General features: G+C 42.2%; 17 protein-coding genes. 3 read left to right on the top strand and 14 right to left on the bottom strand.

The annotated features are described in order from the left end of the window. Nucleotides 1-367 precede the first annotated feature (367 nt). The 7 genes from K6V26_RS28520 to K6V26_RS28490 all read right to left on the bottom strand — a co-directional run bounded on the left by K6V26_RS28520 (nucleotide 368) and on the right by K6V26_RS28490 (nucleotide 6,890). Complete coding sequence (locus K6V26_RS28520; protein WP_046147934.1) at nucleotides 368-1,252, bottom strand: MlaD family protein; 885 nt, start codon at nucleotides 1,250-1,252, stop codon at nucleotides 368-370. Between the two features lie 24 nt (nucleotides 1,253-1,276). Next, entirely contained in the window at nucleotides 1,277-2,476 is a 1,200-nt protein-coding gene (locus tag K6V26_RS28515; protein ID WP_370686665.1) for an N-acetylmuramoyl-L-alanine amidase family protein, read from the bottom strand. Between the two features lie 247 nt (nucleotides 2,477-2,723). Further along, nucleotides 2,724-3,167 (bottom strand): 50S ribosomal protein L9, encoded by a 444-nt coding sequence (rplI, locus tag K6V26_RS28510; protein ID WP_007654153.1) that lies wholly within the window; start codon nucleotides 3,165-3,167, stop codon nucleotides 2,724-2,726. A gap of 21 nt (nucleotides 3,168-3,188) precedes the next feature. Further along, nucleotides 3,189-3,458, bottom strand: a complete 270-nt coding sequence (gene rpsR, locus K6V26_RS28505; RefSeq protein ID WP_007654155.1) for a 30S ribosomal protein S18 — start codon at nucleotides 3,456-3,458, stop codon at nucleotides 3,189-3,191. 2 nt (nucleotides 3,459-3,460) lie between these two features. Continuing rightward, the gene (gene rpsF, locus K6V26_RS28500) at nucleotides 3,461-3,814 is read right to left on the bottom strand and encodes a 30S ribosomal protein S6 (protein WP_007654157.1); all 354 of its coding nucleotides are present in this window, start codon (nucleotides 3,812-3,814) and stop codon (nucleotides 3,461-3,463) included. A 119-nt stretch (nucleotides 3,815-3,933) separates the two neighbouring features. Then, nucleotides 3,934-5,442 carry a sulfatase gene (locus K6V26_RS28495; protein ID WP_224264397.1) on the bottom strand — a complete coding sequence of 503 codons (1,509 nt, stop codon included), beginning with the start codon at nucleotides 5,440-5,442 and terminating at the stop codon, nucleotides 3,934-3,936. Between the two features lie 227 nt (nucleotides 5,443-5,669). Beyond that, nucleotides 5,670-6,890, bottom strand: a complete 1,221-nt coding sequence (locus K6V26_RS28490; RefSeq protein ID WP_046147932.1) for a hypothetical protein — start codon at nucleotides 6,888-6,890, stop codon at nucleotides 5,670-5,672. A gap of 379 nt (nucleotides 6,891-7,269) precedes the next feature. Between K6V26_RS28490 and K6V26_RS28485 the strand changes: the two genes are divergently transcribed. After that, on the top strand, nucleotides 7,270-8,277 hold the full coding sequence (locus K6V26_RS28485) for an alpha/beta hydrolase (RefSeq protein WP_224264396.1): 1,008 nt from the start codon (nucleotides 7,270-7,272) through the stop codon (nucleotides 8,275-8,277). Here K6V26_RS28485 and K6V26_RS28480 read toward each other — a convergent pair whose 3' ends face one another. Next, nucleotides 8,278-9,663 (bottom strand): protein kinase domain-containing protein, encoded by a 1,386-nt coding sequence (locus K6V26_RS28480; RefSeq protein ID WP_007654166.1) that lies wholly within the window; start codon nucleotides 9,661-9,663, stop codon nucleotides 8,278-8,280. 141 nt (nucleotides 9,664-9,804) lie between these two features. On the opposite strand from K6V26_RS28480, the gene K6V26_RS28475 reads away from it, so the two are divergent. Further along, the gene (locus tag K6V26_RS28475; RefSeq protein ID WP_010800479.1) at nucleotides 9,805-11,292 is read left to right on the top strand and encodes a capsule assembly Wzi family protein; all 1,488 of its coding nucleotides are present in this window, start codon (nucleotides 9,805-9,807) and stop codon (nucleotides 11,290-11,292) included. 2 nt (nucleotides 11,293-11,294) lie between these two features. Here K6V26_RS28475 and K6V26_RS28470 read toward each other — a convergent pair whose 3' ends face one another. Continuing rightward, nucleotides 11,295-12,032: a lysophospholipid acyltransferase family protein gene (locus K6V26_RS28470; RefSeq protein WP_044215226.1), complete on the bottom strand. Its 738-nt coding sequence runs from the start codon at nucleotides 12,030-12,032 to the stop codon at nucleotides 11,295-11,297. 138 nt (nucleotides 12,033-12,170) lie between these two features. Here K6V26_RS28470 and K6V26_RS28465 point away from each other — a divergent pair, with 138 nt between their 5' ends. Further along, entirely contained in the window at nucleotides 12,171-12,341 is a 171-nt protein-coding gene (locus K6V26_RS28465; protein ID WP_007654169.1) for a hypothetical protein, read from the top strand. 80 nt (nucleotides 12,342-12,421) lie between these two features. Here K6V26_RS28465 and K6V26_RS28460 read toward each other — a convergent pair whose 3' ends face one another. From K6V26_RS28460 to rpoC, 5 genes are all read right to left on the bottom strand, one after another. Further along, nucleotides 12,422-12,739, bottom strand: a complete 318-nt coding sequence (locus K6V26_RS28460; protein WP_224264395.1) for a DUF3467 domain-containing protein — start codon at nucleotides 12,737-12,739, stop codon at nucleotides 12,422-12,424. A gap of 385 nt (nucleotides 12,740-13,124) precedes the next feature. Further along, nucleotides 13,125-13,988 (bottom strand): endonuclease/exonuclease/phosphatase family protein, encoded by an 864-nt coding sequence (locus K6V26_RS28455; protein ID WP_007654171.1) that lies wholly within the window; start codon nucleotides 13,986-13,988, stop codon nucleotides 13,125-13,127. Nucleotides 13,989-14,275: 287 nt separating this feature from the next. Further along, a complete protein-coding gene (locus K6V26_RS28450; RefSeq protein ID WP_007657317.1) occupies nucleotides 14,276-14,584 on the bottom strand; it encodes a hypothetical protein in 309 nt (102 codons plus the stop codon). After that, on the bottom strand, nucleotides 14,581-15,534 hold the full coding sequence (locus K6V26_RS28445) for an IS110 family RNA-guided transposase (RefSeq protein ID WP_224264394.1): 954 nt from the start codon (nucleotides 15,532-15,534) through the stop codon (nucleotides 14,581-14,583). The genes K6V26_RS28450 and K6V26_RS28445 overlap by 4 nt, the downstream gene beginning before the upstream one ends. A gap of 228 nt (nucleotides 15,535-15,762) precedes the next feature. After that, nucleotides 15,763-20,055, bottom strand: a complete 4,293-nt coding sequence (gene rpoC, locus K6V26_RS28440) for a DNA-directed RNA polymerase subunit beta' (RefSeq protein WP_007654173.1) — start codon at nucleotides 20,053-20,055, stop codon at nucleotides 15,763-15,765. Between the last annotated feature and the right edge of the window lie 59 nt (nucleotides 20,056-20,114).

Raw genomic sequence — 20,114 nt, 5'->3', positions numbered from 1 at the left:
GATTTATTACTCTCCCAACTATACTTTTTTTATTTTTCCGACTACAAAGTTTAGAAATTAATTCGGAAAAAAAAAGTGCCGAATTATTTGGTTCTTTTGAATGTTTAATATAGCATTTAGTGTCAACAAGTTATAGAAAACAAGTCTGATTTACAAACACTTAAACACTTATACATCCAAGAGCCCTTTATTTTAGGACACTTTTAATTATTACGCTATCCCACTGTTTCTCATGCAAAAAGGCCCGTAGACTACGTTATTTTCCTCTATCTAAAGACCTTATGCATCTCTAAAATTACGTTTAGACAGTTTTTTCCTTAATTGGAAAAATTCTAAATAAGATTAGATGATTTAATATTCTTTTCGGTTAAAAAACAGAAAAATGAACATATCTTTTCGGATTCTGCTTCAGATCCAGTAACAACCTTGATGCATTTATCATCGTACTATCCAGATTATTATATAAACTTCTGTCATTCAGCAACAACCCTAATGTATTATCCTTCTGGTTCAACTTATCTGTTGTCAGTTGCAGATTTGCCAAAGTCGCATTAATGGAATTGACGGTAGTCGCCAGATCCAAACCTTTTAAACTGGTGCTCACTTCATTAAAATTACCGGTTATCACTTTCAAATCAGACATAATACCCGGCACGTCTTTACTCAGCATAGTATTCAACTGACGAGTAGAAGCCTCCAGGTTACCTGTAGTCCTCGCTATATGATCGAGAGACTGCGTGATAGCCGGATGATTGATCAGTACCTGCAAACCGCCCAGTATAGAATCCAGCTTAGGCAAAAGGGCTTCCACTCCCGGCAGAATCTTCTCCTGCACAGACTGCATCATATCCTCTTCCATCTTCCCTTCAATCGTAGCCCCGGGCTTTAAATAATCCTTTACATATTTATTCAGATGGATATGAAGTTCGCCACCACTCAGAAGCGTCTTTATAATCGTAATGTAACTTCCCGTCGTAAGCTTCATTTCATCATCCAGACTGATCTCTACCGTTATTTTATCTGTATTCTCATAATCATAAACAATACTTCTTACCAATCCCACTTTAAAACCATCGATATAAACAGGACTGGATACCGTCACATCCTTCACATTATGAAATGTAACGAAATAATGATTTACCGGTTTAAATAAATTTATACCTTTCAGATAATTAATCCCGAAATACAGCAACGCCAAACTAATAATACTTACAAGTCCAATCTTTGCCTCTTTGGTCAATATACTTTTCATCCTTTTAAATTATATGTTTCTCTTTTAATACTTTACCTTTTTGCCATCTTTAAATGCTACGATAAAAGCATCTTTAAAGTCTTTAGCAGCCTGTCGGCGCAACTTCCTGATCGAATCGAAATCGGTCGTTTCGCCATAGGTGTATTTATAGATTCCTTTCTCCACAAAGAAGTCTACATTCTTATATCCTTTAAACACTTTTGCCCCCGGAGAAAGTTTTTTATCCGAGGTAAGAATTTGCACTTTATAGACAATTTTCCCTGTTGCATTCGATTTTGTCCGAGTCGCAGCAGTAGTTTGTTTCTTTTGTGAAGAAACCGAAGCATTTTTCTTTTTATTCAGAATATCCTCTTCACTACCGGCAGGCACAGCCTCTTCCGTTGCTTCATATTCAACATAAGACACCTCCGAGCTTGTTATACCCTGCACAGATCCGGATAACCCTCCCTGCTTTCTGTCGTATTCTTTCTTATACCTGCTGAATGCGTCATACAAAGCACTCGCCAGCCGGTTTTGCCCATCCGAAGATTTCATAAAACGCTCCTCATCCCGATTCGAAATATACCCCAGTTCGACCAAAACACTTGGCATACTAGTCTTCCTCAAAACCAGGAAACCGGCTTGCCTTACCCCTCTATCTGCCCGTTTTGCCGAGACAAAGCATTTTTGTATCTCTGAAGCAAAACTAACGCTCTGCTCCATATGCTTGTTCTGCATGAACTCAAAAATAATATAGGATTCGGATGAATTCGGATCAAAACCTTCATACTTCTGCTGATAGTCATCTTCCAGCAAAATAGCAGAGTTTTCACGCATAGCCACAGCCAGGTTTTCGTCGGTACGAGCCAAACCTAACGTATAAGTTTCCGTTCCACGAGCAGTGCTACCTTTTTTGACTGAGTTCGTATGGATGGATATAAAAAGATCCGCCTTATTACGGTTAGCTATATTCGCACGTTCATCCAGTTCTATAAAACGATCTGTCTTACGGGTATAAATAACTTTTACATCGTCATGACCGGCGGCTATCTTATCCCCAAGTTTTAAAGCCACAGAAAGATTAATAGCTTTTTCATTAATAACAGTACCGCGAGCCCCAGGGTCCTTTCCTCCATGACCGGCATCAATCACGACAGTAAAAGTCTTCTCTCTCGCCTGAAGTACAGGAAGAGTCAAAAACAAGGCCATCAACAGATTAATATATAGAAAAGATATTCTAGCCACAGTAAACGATTTTATGCAAATTCGGGGCAAATGTAGCATTTTTTTACTGATAAAGAGAAGTCTTTTTCTATAAATAATTAGTCATAGCCGGTTTAACGTCGTTCATTCCGGTATCCGGCTCATAGGATAACAGAACAAAACCAGATGAATCTTTATACAATATAAAAGTAGTCCACCCAACTATATAAAACCACAAAAGGGCAAATCCCGAAGGACTGCCCTTTTCAACTTTATATCGTTTACTGAATTATTCAGAAACCACTTCGAAAGGAATTTCAACAGAAACTTCCTTGTGAAGTTTAAGGATTGCTTTGTAGTTACCTACTTCCTTAACAGCATCCTTAATGTAGATAATCTTACGTTCTACTTCGAAACCAGCTTTTGCCAAAGCTTCAGCAACCTGGATATTTGTAACAGAACCGAAGATTGTACCAGTTGAGCTGGTCTTTGCACCGATAGTCAATGCAACGCCTTCCAACTTTGCAGCCAATGCCTGAGCATCTTCTTTAATCTTAGCCAATTTGTGAGCACGCTGTCTCAGGTTTTCAGCTAATACTTTCTTAGCAGACTCAGAAGCGATTACTGCCTTACCCGTGGGGATTAGAAAGTTACGTCCGTAACCGTCTTTTACTGTTACGATATCGTCTTTGTAACCTAAATTGATTACATCTTCTTTCAAAATAACTTGCATATTCTGTCTCCTCTCTTTTTATTATTTCATTAAATCGGTTACGTAAGGAAGCAACGCCAGGTGACGAGCTCTTTTTACAGCCTGAGCGATACGACGCTGGAACTTCAAAGAAGTACCTGTGATACGACGCGGAAGAATTTTACCCTGTTCGTTCAGGAATTTCTTCAGGAATTCAGGATCTTTGTAATCGATATACTTGATACCGTTCTTTTTGAAACGGCAATATTTCTTTTTCTTAACGTCTACTGAAGGCGGAGTTAAATATCTGATTTCTGATTGAGTTGCTGCCATGATTAATTCTCCTTTACTGTTTCTTTTGATGATTTCAGATTTCTTCTCTTAGCGGCATATTCTGCTGCATATTTGTCCTGGCGGAAAGTCAGGAAGCGGATCACACGTTCGTCACGACGGAAGTGAACTTCCAAAGTAGCGATAGTTTCCGGATTTGCCTTGAATTCAACCAGCTGATAGAAGCCTGTTGTTTTCTTGTCGATAGGATAAGCTAATTTGCGCAATCCCCAATTTTCTTCGTTCACGATTTCAGCACCCTGTTCTTTCAGGAGGTTCGTGAATTTTTCTACCGCTTCCTTCATCTGTGCGTCAGACAAAACGGGAGTTAAAATGAAAACGGTTTCATAATTGTTCATAAAACGCTGTTTTATATTTGTTAGTACTTAAAAATTTGCGGGGCAAAGGTAAGAAGTTTTTCCGAGTATACAACACATTACGTGTTATTTTTTACTCCAAACGTCTGCTACTTCCTCTTTTAATAAACCGGTCTCAACACATTTCCCTTCGCATCTTCCGGATAAAGCGCACCTTCGGCATCGAGTTGTGCCGTCATTGCTTTTACCATCTTGACCAGTAATTTTGGATTTCTTTCCGACACATCCAATGATTCGCCCGGATCTTTCTTTAGATTATACAGACGGTAACGGGGTTCGGACGGATTTTCCGGATAATAATAATAAATCAGTTTCCAATCTCCTTCTATATAAGTAGTAAAGTAACTTCCCCGATGCTCATGTGGGAAATGCATCAGGACAGTTTCCGGACGGCTATTGTTTCTCTTTCCTTCCAATTGGTCCCGCAGGTCGACACCATCGATAATATGGTCCTTCGGATTTTTTGCTCCGCTCAACGAAACAAGTGTCGGATAGATATCCATCACTGTACCCATCTGCAACTGGACACCACCGACTTCAATCGGTAATTGTTTTTGAACAGGATTATTCATATCCGGCTTACCCCAGCAAGCAATAAACGGAACGCGGACACCACCTTCAAATTCAGAGCCTTTCTTTCCACGCAAAGGAGCAGAAGAAGTGTAACCTTTATCATCACCCAAAGGGGCATCGGAACCATTGTCACCCAGAAATATAATTAATGTATTCTCGGCAATCCCTAATTCTTCCAGATGATCCATAATATCACCCAGCGATTTATCCATTCCTTCGATCAACGTAGCAAAATCAGCCGCGACTTTCGGCCTTCCCGTATAACGGTAATGATCGGCAAAACGTTTATCTGCTTCAAAAGGAGAATGAACAGCATAATGGGACATATATAAGAAGAAAGGCTTCTTCTCCCCTACAGCCTCAGTGATCTGCTCATTGGCTTCCAATGTCAGAGCTTCGCTCAGGAATGTATCTGTACCATGATACTTTTCTAATCCCGGTACGGCACGAGCCTTCTGTCCTTTGATATGTCCGTATCCGTTCTCCCCGTAATAACTACCCGGATGCCCGATGGAAGAACCGGCAATATTCACATCAAAACCTATATTCTGAGGCAGTTCACCGTCGCTGTTCTGGCAACCGAAATGAGCCTTGCCGACATGGATCGTTTTATATCCGGCATCGTGCAGCACACGGGGCAATGTTACATCATTCTTCGAGATACCTTTCCAGTTCCAGTCTGTCGGCCCGAAAGGTGTTTTGTTATTTGTTTCAGAATTGATCCAGTTGGTCGTTCTATGTCGGGTCGAGTTCTGGCCGGTCATGATAGATGCACGGGAAGGAGAACTGACACTTTGCGCATAGAAAGTAGAAAAACGAATTCCCTGGCGAGCCATACGCTCCATATTCGGAGTCTGATACCAGTCATTCAGCGGATAACGGACCGGATTACCTGCCTCATCCGTCAGAAACGGAAGCGAAGTATCCATAAGGCCCATATCATCGACCAGAAAAACAATAACATTCGGACGTTCCTGTGCCACGAGCGGCTGTCCGGCTAAACATAAAAGAGTTGATACACAAAGAGTTTTTTTCATAACATTTTATTTTAATAATACAAATGAAATCTATTTTTACATGACAGATATTCCAACTAGCACTATAGTCTCTCCTTGTTCAGACAGCTCCTTTTTTGACCACCTACAAGAATTTTTCGCAATCACCCTTCAGCATAAAACGCCTAAACATCAAGCATTTAAAAGAGCATAAAAGCTAAAACTTGACTATAAAAAGTCTCTGGAGAAAACAACCGACATAATTTCTTTTATTTCTGTAACCAACGGTTCAGATGATTACCCGGAGACACGACAACGAACTTATAAAACTGCGATGCCGGTAGAACCTGCAAATCGACCGTATAACTTTTCACGCCGGCCGGAAGTTCCGCGAGCTTAGTCCACTCATCCTTTCCGCCTTCCCTGAACTTATTAGCGGAAGCGGCATAGACTGTGACCGGGGCATTTCCTGTGTAGGATTTCCAGGACAACTCCACCGTATTATCATAAGGCAGAGTTTGCAAATCATAAATATCGGTCTGCCCGATAAACGGCATGCCATCCTGCTCCCAAAGTACAGCCTGCGGGATTTCAAATCCCATATAACGGCAAATGGAAGGAGCAATATCCGTGATAGCCAGGGAGCCTTTTGTAAAATGACTGTTTACAGGGATATTGGTCGAAATCCAGGTAGTACGTTCGCGCCAGGACTGTCCCCCGTGACCATGCCCATTCTCTCCGCGTCCGTGATCGGTTGTAACAACAACCATCCATTCTTCATCAAAGTTTGCTTCGCGGTACTTGACAGCTTCCCAGATACGGGCAACCTGATTGTCAGCCTTCCGGACATATTCGTCGAAGAAAGCCCCGTTTCCGGCAATATGCCCTGCGTCGTCGGTGTACCACAGATAAACCCAGCTCAGGTCGGGAGCCTCTTTACGGATACCTTCTGCGGCATCCTTCGATATTTGTTCATCTATATCGAAGATATGCAAATCCTTCTCCTTTTTAGGGAAACGGACCGTATCCAGATCGTAACCGTCTTTTACATAATCTATTTTAAGATTGTTTGTTTCCTTCTTCCCTTCCCCGATCAACACGGTACGGTTATCCGTCCAGCTGGAATAAATGGCTGTTTTATACTCTTTGGGTTGTTCTTTCGCGATCCTGAAGATAGTCCAGTAGTTATAATTGGGTTTCAGGTCCGAATTGCCGCCCACATTATGCTTATTAAACCAAGTAGATGTCAGCAAATTGGTATATCCGATCGCCGAGATCGTAGCGGTCTGGGAATATCCTCCTATCTCACCTCCGGTATAAGCCCTGCCATAGGCTCCCCTCGACGCTATATCAAAAATCGCCGGAGTATGCAGTCTCTCGATCTGGTCGGCAGGAACCCCGTCGATGATTATATACACTGCCTTCTTCGTCTTGGCAAACAAACCGGTGCAACACAGCACCATCAGTAACAAAGAATAAAAACGTCTCATAACTATCTTCCCTTATTGATCATTAATGAAGTCCTAAAAGTACACAATTATTTTATTTAATGAAATAAAGAGCAGCATAAATCAAACTAACCGGAAAGACTTGACTATTTAGTTTGTTTGTCATAGACTTTTCGTATTTTTCTCCCTTATTCTTTTTCTTTTGAGCAAGCTAAAAATCAATTTTGAGCATGCATAAATTTAATCTCCGGCATGCTCAAAATTAAATTCATGCATGCCGGAATGAATAAAAATACAAGAGGAAAGAACTAAATAGTAATATAGAAAAGATTAAAATACAATGTCTTCCGTTCTAATTGTTTACCTACCTTTGTGACCGGAACAATGATATACCCCTCGTGGTTATAAAAGGAAAACGATTATGAGACGCAAACTTTATTTTACATCTTTATTTATTCTACTGGCAATCAACCTGTATGCCCAATATGTACCCGATGTATTGGGAGACGGATACCTGCGTCGTACTTTTCAAATGCCCGACGATTACGAAGGGAAAGTGGTCTGTACGCTGGTCAAGAAGCCCCAGTTGCCCGATGTAAAACAGGCGGTCCTGTATATTCATGGTTACAACGATTACTTTTTTCAGAAGCAACTGGGTGATAGCGTGAATGCACACGGTTACAACTTCTATGCGATGGACCTGCGAAAATACGGGCGTTCCATCCTCCCCAACCAGAATCCGTTTTTCTGCAAAAGCCTCACGGAGTATTTCGCAGATATCGATACGGCACTGGCAACCATACATTCGGAAGGGAATGACAGGATCCTGTTGATGGCGCATTCCACGGGAGGATTGATCACACCATTATACCTGGATAGTAAAAAGGATAACCTTCCGGTCGACGGGTTGATATTGAACAGTCCTTTCCTCGACTGGAACTTCGGATGGTTTATGGAAAAGGTCGCTATTCCGGCTGTGGCATTTATAGGGAGATTCTTGCCGAACCTGACCGTACAAGGCTATGGCATTGCATCTTACGCACACAGCCTGTTGAAGCAGTTCAAAGGAGAATGGGAATACGATACAAACTGGAAGATGATTAACGGGCATCCTAAAAAGGCTGGCTGGATAAAGGCTATTCAGGAAGGGCAACGAAAAGTAAGGAAAGGCCTGCACCTGGATTGTCCGGTTCTGGTCATGTCGTCCGACAAGTCATATCCGGAGACTAAAGAATGGCATAACGAATATCTATCTTCCGACATAGTACTGGATGTACACGATATCCAGAAGTATGCTCCGAAGCTGGGAGAGTATGTGACCCGCGACACGATACCGAACGGCATCCATGACCTGATACTCTCCGAAAAAGAATCCCGCGACCACACCTACCGGACGGTTTTCGACTGGATGAACCGGAAAGGCTTCTGATTATTTTCTTCCGAGAGCCGAGATATGTTGCTTCATCTGGTTATTCATATCTTCCAGAATGTAACGGTTGACATAACTAAAGCTAAAACGGAAAAAGTAATCGCGTAACGTCCCGGCATTGGCGGGAGATGCCAGACTATGCAGATGGTTCAGCGCAATAAAAGTATACCCCTCACGGGAGATGCGGTTGTAAAACTCAATTTTAGTCCGGTCCAGTGCGATAATATCCCCGTCGCTTTCGGCGAAACCGTTCATCGCTTCCTCCCAGGTGATCTGCGTACGTTCTTCATAAACGGCCCAGCGGTACACATCCTTGCCGTTTACCTTTTCGGGCAGTGTGTTCGAATGGTGAACCAGGATATAGTCGTTCCGCATATCGCTGTCACTGTGAATCCAGATATCCAACACCTTATATTGTGCTGAGTTATCGAACTTGATATATCCGTTCTTGCATATCCGAGGAGAAAAGACATTCCGCTCCACATCCGTGAAATAGATCAGGTTGCTGCCAAAGAAGTCTTTTCTGGAGACAAACTCGGAAAAGAGTTTTATGATCTTTGCCTGGTCCGAACAATGGACAAACTCGGGAAGTTCCTTAGGAAAGTTCTTCCGGCAGATCAGGCTGAACTCTTTCAATAACTCACTCGGATCACGTTCTTTCTGAATCTCTACAAAAGCCAATATCTCATCCACCGAACGGAAGCGCCGGCTGTTATCCTGTGTCAGACAACGTTCCACGATCTGGTCATACAGTTTCAATGCCGGGAAAACCTTGCTTATGCCAGCGTCGTTGCTGGTATTTCCGAATGCATACCATTGCAACACCTCTCCGATCGCGGTGATATCTGAATAACCGGCATCGTTATTCTCCAGGATAGAGACATCCGTCAGGACAAAATCATTATGATCGTCCACCAGGATATTACGGGGAGTGATAGCTCCATGGCTGATTCCCATGCTATGCAGGAACTGTACGGTGTTCGTCAGGAAACGGAACAACTTCAGGAAAGTATCCATCGAAAGTATACTCCGGTACTCTTCCAACGAACATTTATACAATTTCATCACAAGGACCGGTATTTCCTCCCCTTCGACAGTTACGATATCAAAGTCGGCATACTGGACAATGTTATTTCTTGTCTCCAGAAGCGATATTTCCAGGTATCTTGCTTTAAGTTTATTTAACCACTTCCCTTTTCTTGAGTCATCACCATTAAACAAAAAGAATTTCAAGGCAACATCTTTTCCATTCATTCTCGCTTTGAAGACTATGCCTGCCTCATTCCTCCCTAAAGGTTTGGAATCTAATTGACATTCCCCCAAAGATAATGAAATTCTATACTTTTCAGCATCAAGAAATTCAAACAAAAGTAGCTTATCATCCATATCAAACGTTGTAAATCAAGCAGTGACAACAAAGATACAATTATATTTGTATTTTTATAATGCTTAAGCTTCTTTTTTAAATGAGTCTCTTGAAGCATTATATTTATCATTACCTTTGTTGCGGACAAAAAAGTAAATTAAATGAAAGCCTTACATATTATATTAATAGGAATAAGTTTGCTTAGTATTTCTGTTCGCAGTTATTCCCAGATCAACAAGATACAAGATTCCACAATTTATAAAGCCGAGTTGTTCGGTTCGGCAGCAACCGGTTCGAACACCCCGTTCTGGATGGTCAGCAACCGCTATGGAGTTGTTCCGTTGGATGCAGGAAACGGGCTTTTGAATGCAGGAGTTTTTCATAACCAACATTTCGGTTCGAAGTTCTACTGGGGCGCAGGGTTGGATCTCGTTGCAGCCGTACCACGCCACCGTAATGTTTTCATTCAACAGGCTTATGCGGAAATAGGATACAGAAGCATGCTGCTCAGCATTGGAAGTAAGGAACGGTATAATTCGTTATGGGACCGTAACCTGAGTTCGGGTGATATGACTCAATCGGCTAATGCCCGTCCTATCCCGGAAATTAATATCAGTATGCCTGAATTTACGTTAGTTCCCTTAACTAAAGGGTGGCTACAGGTGAGAGGTGATTTTGCCGTAGGTAAGTCATTCGATACCGATTACCTGAAAAATTTCGCCAACTCGAAACAGACTTACGTGAAGAATGTATTATGGCATCATAAATCCTTCTTCTTCCGCATTAAGGACACAGAAAATAATTTTCCTTTATCCTTCACAGCCGGTGTTCAGCATTTTGCCCAATGGGGAGGTACTTCCACTAATCCCAGAATCGGCAAGCAACCACAATCTTTTAAAGATTTCATAAGAGTAGTTTTCGGACAAAAGGGTGGCGACGACGCAACAGCATCCGATCAGATCAACGTACTGGGCAGCCATTACGGTTCTTACGATTTCAAATTAAGTTACACACAAAAGGACTGGGGAGGACATTTTTATTATCAACATTATTTCAATGATAAGTCGGGGATGGAGTTTGCCAATAAAACGGACGGCTTATGGGGTATTCAAGTCGATTTACCGACTATTCCCTGGCTAAATAAAATTGTAGCCGAATATCTGGTAACAATGAATCAAAGTGGACCGATGCACTTTATCACATTCGACCGTGATAAATGGAAAGGCGGCCGCGGAGGTGGAAACGATGATTATTATAATAATGGAGAATACCGGACTGGTTTTTCTTATTTTAACCGTGGAGTAGGTTCACCGCTGATTCCCGCACCGGAATATAACACAGACGGTACTTTAGGCTTTGAGAACAACCGTGTTAAAAGCTGGCATTTCGGAGCAGAAGGCAATATTAACGCACTCCTGTCCTACCGCGTATTATTCACGGCAATGAACGGTTGGGGGACCTCTTATATCCCATACCTGAATAAGAAATACGGAACTTCCAGCCTGGTCGATATCAACTACACGCATCCCCGGTTAAAAGGATGGCAGTTTACCGGATCAGTTGCAGCCGATACCGGAACGATGCTGGGCAAGAGTGTCGGGTTCAGTCTGGGTGTAACCAAGACTGGTTTATTGAAAGCATGGAACTAATTTCACTTATACTTCTCCCATAAGGCAGAAGCAATGATCGCCTGCGTCCGGTCTGCAAATTGCTGCATCCCTTTATGGGAAGGGTCCATATCTTCGGTTGAAATAGCCGGATGAATGATCATCTCCATTTTATGCCGATGCACATTCAGCGATCCGATCGGCAAAACATCAAAAGGTCCGTTCAATGTAATCGGCACAATCGGCAAATGTTGATCGAGAGCCATCTGGTAAGCGCCTTTTTTAAAACGGATCATTTTCCCGGTATAGGTCCTTGAACCTTCCGGAAAGACAACAACAGAGGCACCGTTTTTGAGACACCGTTCCGCCTCCTGCACACTGCGGGCTGCTGCTTTAGGCGTAGAATTATCCACAAATATAAAACCAGCAGCACGACAGGCGGCTCCCACAAAAGGAATCTTTCCGATACCAGCCTTCATCACCCACTTGATCGGGACGCCCAGAAAACCATAAATAAGAAAAATATCAAATGCCCCCTGATGGTTTGAGACAAACACGTATGATTGTTTACGATCTATATTTTCCCGACCTCTTACTTTTACGGGACAGAGTGCCAGATAACATGTCAGCCGGGACCAGATCATACCCGGATAATAAGCAAAAATCTTTTCTCCCCCCAGCAAACAACCAGCGATGACAGTTAAGGCTGTAACGATCGTGAGCACCAGAAAGACAGGCACAAAAAACAGCCATAAATAAACCAAGTAAAGTATTCGTATCATATATACTGTATTGATCCTACAAATATAACCGCTAAATTTGATGGATTCATTATTTTTATTCTAAAATATTTTTGCAATCGGGTTATTATTACTTTATTTGCGGTAGAAAAGAAAATTATTATAAAAACATCTATAACCATGAGCGAATTAGTCAAAAATCTTGGGGTAATCGTACTCCTAATCGGTGTAATCATCCTTGCTGTACCGGCTATTACCGGAGGTGTAACCAACACTATCCTTATCGCAGGTTTGGCAGTTATCATCCTTGGTTACGTCGGTCACATTGTTATCAACAAGAAGATGGAGTAACACACACAAGCTTCAAAAAATTAAAAAGGGATCGTTTCTGATAATTGAAACGATCCCTTTTTAGTTTAAAACACGATAAATCAGGCTTCCCCCTGAACGCCTCCCATCGGTGGAATAAAATCTTCAAAATTAGCCGTCTTATTTCCTCTTTTCAACTGTTCTTCATATTTTGCCAGGTTATCCTGCAATGCAAAAAACAAGCGCTTCGCATTATCCGGAGTCAGGATCACACGACTTTTCACCTGTGCCTTCGGAGCTCCCGGTACCACACGGATAAAGTCGAGTATAAACTCTGATGTTGAATGTGAAATAATTGCCAGGTTTGCATAAGTACCCTGTGCCATTTCTTCTGACAGTTCTACCTGTATCTCGTTAGAAGGTTTGTTATTGTTCTCCATTTTCTTTATGTTTTATGTTTAACAAATCGAACGCAAATATACTGATATAAGAAGTATCCATGAAATATATTGGAAATAAAAAGGGCCACCTTCACAGGCGACCCTTTTCCAGTTGTGTTTTTAATTCTCAATTCTTTAGACCAATGTAAAAAAAATACCTTATTGTGTTTAATATTTATTATCCTGACTTTTAGGCTAAGGTTTTTTCTGTTCAGACGTATATCTACATTCAGAACGATACAAAGATACAAACTGTAGAAAAAAACACCAAACACAAATTAGTCATTAACTAATATTCCTCCGATAATTAACAAAATAAAACACATATAAAATAGGTTATAAATAGATTTACTCCGAAGTGCATTCCATTACAGACCAATATTTTCTATTTAATTACCAAAGTTGCAATAACCGGACAATGATCGGACGGATACAGATGATTAAGTGTATCTGTAAGTACACCGTTAGTCAAAACCTTTATGTCTCCTTTCATGAAAATATAGTCGATCCATTCTCTCTTTTCAAGAGGAATACGTCCGTAGTCATGGAAAGTCCATTCCGGGCCATATTTCAAATCTGCCACTTCACGGGTATGGATCACATGGCGCGGATCGCTTTTATCTGTCAATACTTTTATCGGATCATCATCCGGAGTCGCATTAAAGTCGCCTGTAACAATAACCGGTAAGCCTTTAGATAGCTTATGTGCTTCTTCAAGCACTAAAGAAGCTCCCTCATGGCGGGCTACTTTTCCCATATGATCCAGATGAGTGTTCAGGAAGAAAAACTTTTTCCCGGATTCTTTATCTTTAAAGATACCCCAGGTAGCAACACGTTCGCAAGCTGCATCCCAGCCTTTTTTACCTACGGCATTCATATCTTCGGCCAACCAGAAATTACCACTATCTTCAAGTTCGAAACGGTCTTTTTTATAGATAATCGGAGCATATTCACCTTTGGTCTTTCCATCTTCCCTACCAACACCGACATAGGCATATTCCGGCAGACGTGTCAAAAGATCCGTAAGCTGGTGATTCAATACTTCCTGCGCTCCAAAGATATCCGTATTATAAAATTTAACCAGATTAGCCGCTAAATCCTTTCGGTTACTCCACTGATTATCTCCGTCAGCATTCGTATCCATACGAATATTGAACGTCATTACCTTCAAAGGAGCAACCGGCTGTTTAGCCGACAAAAAGCCTGCAAACAATAATACAGACAGAATACTTAACAAAATCTTTTTCATATGTAAATAAATTGCGCTCCCTATCTCAAGAGAGCCGTTTAAACCATTAATAAATTGATTTTTTTAGAGTTCAGACAAAACAAAAGAGAGCACTTGTATAGATACAAATGCGGTTGGCTATTATCTTTGGGCATTTTATAATTTTACAACAGCTAAGAAAAAAAATTTCATACACGCGTTAAAGGACTCGCAGTCTTGACCGCTTAGCAGTTGAGATCAGTTTCATGAGCGACCTCTTGCTGTTTCTTACGACAACAAGCCAGTAAAAATCGACCTTCTCTATGTTTTTAACCTACTTCTGGGATTGGACCATCATCACGGCTGATTTTAACTTTATAGCCAAGTGCTTCCAGCTCTTTCTTCAAGTAATTTTTCCGTTTCTGCTCCATCCTTTGGTTGAGATATTCCGCACCGAGTTCCTTATACTCACAAGCCTCTTTCAGTACATGCCATACCGATTTCAGGATCGAGTGTCCTACTGCTACTAAAGCCCTCTTTTTCCCTCGACGGGCGGCTAAACGGTGATAACGTGCACTGTAAAAGGTGTTCTTGGTACGGGTGGCTGCCCACGCAGCCTCCGTGATTACGGCTTTCAACTGTTTGTTGCCATGGGTGGTTCTACCACTTTTTTTTTACCTGCGCTCTCGTTATTGCCAGGACAGACACCGGCCCACGAAGCCAGGTGCTTTTCGGTTGGAAAGGCTTCCATATCCACACCTATCTCTGCTATCAGGTCTTCAACCGTTTTCCGGCTAAGTCCGGGGATCTTCTGCAAGAGTTCCATCACATTCTCATAAGGAGATAAAACCTCTTTTATACGGCAGGTAAGGTCAGCTATGATGGCTTTCGTCTGTTCCATATCTTTACGGATGGTCTGCAACATATAGATGTGATGCGGTTCTATAAAGCCTTCACAAGCCTGATAAAGAAGTTCCGGACTAGCTTCAAGTTTTTTATGATAGATGCAAGTTATGTCATCCATTGTTACATGACCCTTATCGATCAACATATCTATCAGCTTGTTCGCCACGACTCCGTCCAGGCTGCACACCACGCTGGAAAGTTTGATGTTACAATCTTCCAGGATACGAACAATACGGTTTTTCTCAGAAGATACATGCTGGATCAACTTGTTACGGTAACGGGTTAAATCACGAAGCTCACGTTGTTCACGCTCCGGGATATAACTCGGTTTCAACAAACCTGCTAAAAGCAGTTTGCAAATCCAGGCACTATCCTTTTTATCCGTTTTGTGCCCGGGAACATACTTGATGTGCCGTGCGTTCACGATCCAGACTTTCATATCAGGACATTCAAGAATCTTATAAACCGGCTTCCAGTAAACACCGATACTTTCCATTGCTACATGCGTAATGCCACTGGATAATAACCATTCTTTTAATTCTGTCAAAGAACTACTGAAGGTCTTGTAACTGCGGGTTTCAGTTTTGAGACCTTCGCCACTTATCGTAGCAACTACCATGTCCTTGTGGACATCTATTCCACAACCCCGGAGGATGACTTGTTCAAAAGGTACTGTTTTCATTGCATTCGTTTTTTCGAGTGAATGACACTAAAGTAAACAATACCCCCCCTATTTACATTCTCTTGGACGAAATTTATTTCATGGATGTTTCATGATACTTTATATAGTTAGTTAATATAGGCGACAGACAAAAGTAAGAGTTCTATACTGATTAAGCAAATTACTAAAAACAAAAAAGGCTTCCGGAAATAAACCGAAAGCCTTCTTTTATATTATATGATAAGCTATTTACTCATCATCTCTGTCCATCGCATTGAAATCAACAACATTCTTGCGGTTGGCAAAGATACGTTCGAATTCATCTTTAGCACCGACAACCAACTTGTCGAAATCTCTCTGACCTGTACCAGCCGGGATCAAGTGACCGCAGATAACGTTTTCTTTCAAACCTTCCAGACGGTCTACCTTTCCGTTGATAGCAGCTTCGTTCAACACCTTCGTAGTTTCCTGGAAAGATGCGGCAGACATAAAGCTGTTTGTCTGCAATGCAGCACGTGTAATACCCTGAAGGATCTGATTTGCAGTAGCAGGAACAGCGTCACGAACTTCTACAAGTTTCATGTCACGACGTTTCAACATACTGTTTTCGTCTCTCAGTTTACGGGCTGTTACGATCTGACCAGCCTGCATTGTCTGAGAATCTCCCGGATCCATAACAACTTTCTTGCCCCAGATACGATCGTTCTCATCCATTACTTCCAGCTTATCAACCACCTGCTGTTCCAGGAAGCGAGTATCTCCCGGATCAACCACTTCTACTTTACGCATCATCTGACGAACGATAACTTCGAAGTGTTTGTCGTTAATCTTCACACCCTGCAGACGGTAAACGTCCTGTACTTCGTTCACGATATATTCCTGAACAGCCGTCGGGCCCTTGATAGCAAGGATATCCGAAGGAGTGATAGCACCGTCGGACAACGGCATACCGGCACGGATATAGTCATTTTCCTGAACCAAAAGCTGTTTTGACAATGGCACCATGTACTTCTTCACTTCACCCAACTTAGAGGTTACAGTGATTTCACGGTTACCACGTTTGATCTTACCGAATCCAACTTCACCGTCGATTTCAGAAACGACAGCCGGGTTAGATGGGTTACGAGCTTCAAACAACTCGGTAACACGGGGAAGACCACCGGTGATATCACCAGCCTTACCTACTGCACGCGGTATCTTAACCAAAACTTCACCAGCCTTAACAGGATCGCCGTTCTCTTTGACAACGTGAGCGCCCAGCGGCAATGAATAGTTTTTCAGATAATTACCGTTTTCATCAACGATGTGAGCAGCCGGAGCTTTTGTCTTATCCTTAGATTCGATAATGATCTTTTCTTTCAAACCTGTAGTTTCGTCACTTTCAACTTTGTAAGTAACACCTTCTACAACGCTTTCAAATTCGATCTTACCGGAAACTTCCGATACGATAACGGCATTGAACGGGTCCCATTCAATAATTACGTCCCCCTTGCTAATCTTGTCTCCGTTATTGAAGAACAATTTAGAACCGTAAGGGATATTATGAGTCAGTAATACAATCTTCGTATTCGGATCAACGATACGCATTTCAGCCAGACGGCTTACTACTACCTGATACTTCTTACCTGCTGATGCATCATCAGCTTCTACGGCACGAAGTTCGTCGATTTCCAGAATACCGTCGTATTTAGATGTAATACTGTTTTCTGTTGCAATGTTAGATGCGATACCACCGACGTGGAATGTACGCAGTGTCAACTGTGTACCCGGCTCACCGATAGACTGTGCTGCGATAACCCCGACAACTTCACCCTTCTGAACCATACGGCCTGTAGCCAGGTTACGTCCGTAACACTTAGCACAAACACCTTTCTTGGATTCACAGGTAAGTACCGAACGGATTTCCACACTTTCGATAGGAGAATCCTGGATCAGCTTAGCAGCGTCTTCGCGAATTTCTTCACCGGCAGCAACAATCAATTCACCAGTCAACGGATGCTGGATATCATGAACAGATACACGTCCCAGGATACGTTCATACAGAGAAGCGATAACTTCTTCGTTATTCTTCAATTCCGTACAAATCAGACCACGAAGCGTACCACAGTCTTCTTCATTGATGATAACGTCATGCGATACGTCTACCAGACGACGAGTCAGGTAACCGGCATCGGCAGTCTTCAACGCGGTATCGGCCAAACCTTTACGAGCACCGTGGGTAGAGATGAAGTACTCCAACACAGACAAACCTTCTTTAAAGTTTGAAAGGATTGGGTTTTCAATAATCTGACCACCTTCAGCACCACTCTTCTGCGGTTTTGCCATCAAACCACGCATACCGGACAACTGACGAATCTGTTCTTTAGAACCACGGGCACCAGAGTCCATCATCATGAATACAGAGTTAAATCCGTCGTTATCATTAGTAAGCTGTTTCATAAGGATATTAGACAACTTACTGTTGACATGTGTCCAAGTATCGATAATCTGGTTGTAACGTTCGTTGAAGGTAATGAAACCCATGCTATAGTTAGCCAGAATCTGTTCCACTTCATCGTAACCTTCTTTTACCAGGTCATCTTTTTCTGGCGGAATAAGCACGTCGGCCAGGTTGAATGACAGACCGCCCTTAAATGCCATGTAGTAACCCAGGTTCTTGATATCATCCAGGAACTGAGCCGTACGGGCAACACCACATATCTTGATTACTTTACCGATAATATCACGTAAAGATTTCTTTCCTAATACTTCATTGATATAACCAACTTCGAAAGGAACGAATTCATTTACCATCAAACGACCGATAGATGTTTCGATCATTTTACGCACCAGCTTGCCATCTTCTTCTACGTTATCAACGTAGACCTTGATAGGTGCATGGATATCTACTTTCTTTTCGTTATATGCAATAGTCGCTTCTTCCGGTCCGTAGAATACCAGACCTTCTCCTAATGTACCCTTACGCATCTTGGTGATATAATACAGACCAAGCACCATGTCCTGAGAAGGAACGGTGATAGGCGCACCATTAGCCGGGTTCAAAATGTTATGAGAAGCAAGCATCAGCATCTGTGCTTCCAGTACAGCTTCATTTCCTAAAGGCAAGTGAACAGCCATCTGGTCACCGTCGAAGTCGGCGTTGAATGCCGTACAAGCCAACGGGTGCAACTGGATAGCCTTACCTTCGATCAGTTTAGGCTGGAATGCCTGGATACCCAAACGGTGCAGTGTCGGTGCACGGTTCAGCAACACAGGGTGACCTTTCATTACATATTCCAGGATATCCCAAACAACCGGTTCCTTACGGTCCACAATCTTCTTGGCAGACTTAACCGTTTTAACGATACCGCGTTCGATCAATTTACGGATAACGAAAGGTTTATAAAGTTCGGCAGCCATATTCTTCGGCAGACCGCACTCATGCATTTTTAATTCAGGACCTACAACGATAACCGAACGGGCAGAGTAGTCAACACGTTTACCCAACAAGTTCTGACGGAAACGACCTTGTTTACCTTTCAAACTGTCGGACAATGACTTCAACGGACGGTTAGCATCTGTCTTAACGGCACTCGATTTACGAGAGTTGTCGAACAGAGAGTCCACAGCTTCCTGAAGCATACGTTTTTCATTACGTAAGATTACTTCCGGAGCCTTAATATCGATTAATCGTTTCAGACGGTTATTACGGATAATAACACGACGATACAAATCATTCAAGTCGGATGTAGCGAAACGTCCGCCATCCAACGGAACCAACGGACGCAATTCCGGCGGAATAACAGGAACGACCTTTACGATCATCCATTCCGGTTTGTTACGGCCTCTGGATGCACGGAAAGATTCAACAACCTGCAAACGTTTCAACGCTTCGTTCTTACGTTGCTGTGAACCGTCCGTACTTGCACGGTGACGCAGTTCGTAAGATAGAGAATCCAAATCCAGACGAGCCAGCAAATCATAAACGGCTTCAGCACCGATCTTTGCAATGAACTTGTTAGGATCCGTATCTTCCAGCATTTGGTTTTCCTTTGGCAGGTTATCCAGAATCTGCAAGTATTCTTCTTCCGAAAGCAGGTCTAATTCAGCAACAGTGTCTACACAACCCGGCTGAATAACCACATAACGTTCATAATAAATGATAGAATCCAGTTTCTTGGTAGGCAAGCCTAACAGATACCCGATTTTGTTGGGTAGAGAACGGAAATACCAGATATGAGCGACAGGAACAACCAGATGGATATGTCCCATACGTTCGCGACGCACTTTCTTCTCTGTAACTTCTACCCCGCAACGATCGCAGACAATACCTTTATAACGGATACGCTTGTATTTTCCGCAATGACACTCATAGTCCTTGATCGGACCGAAGATACGTTCGCAGAAAAGACCGTCGCGCTCAGGTTTGTACGTACGATAGTTAATCGTTTCCGGTTTCAGAACTTCACCACTAGAGTTTTCAAGAATCTCTTCAGGAGAAGCCAGACCGATGGTTATTTTTGAAAAGTTACTCTTTATCTTGTTTTCTTTTCTAAAGGCCATATTGTTTATTTATAAAGAGTTATCAATAGATAAAGTAGATGAGCCGAAACCCACCTACT

The organism is Parabacteroides goldsteinii, from assembly GCF_020091425.1.
GTDB classification, from domain to species: domain Bacteria; phylum Bacteroidota; class Bacteroidia; order Bacteroidales; family Tannerellaceae; genus Parabacteroides; species Parabacteroides goldsteinii.
The sequence above is the reverse complement of the archived record's forward strand: the minus strand, read 5'-3'. Positions and strand labels throughout refer to the sequence as shown.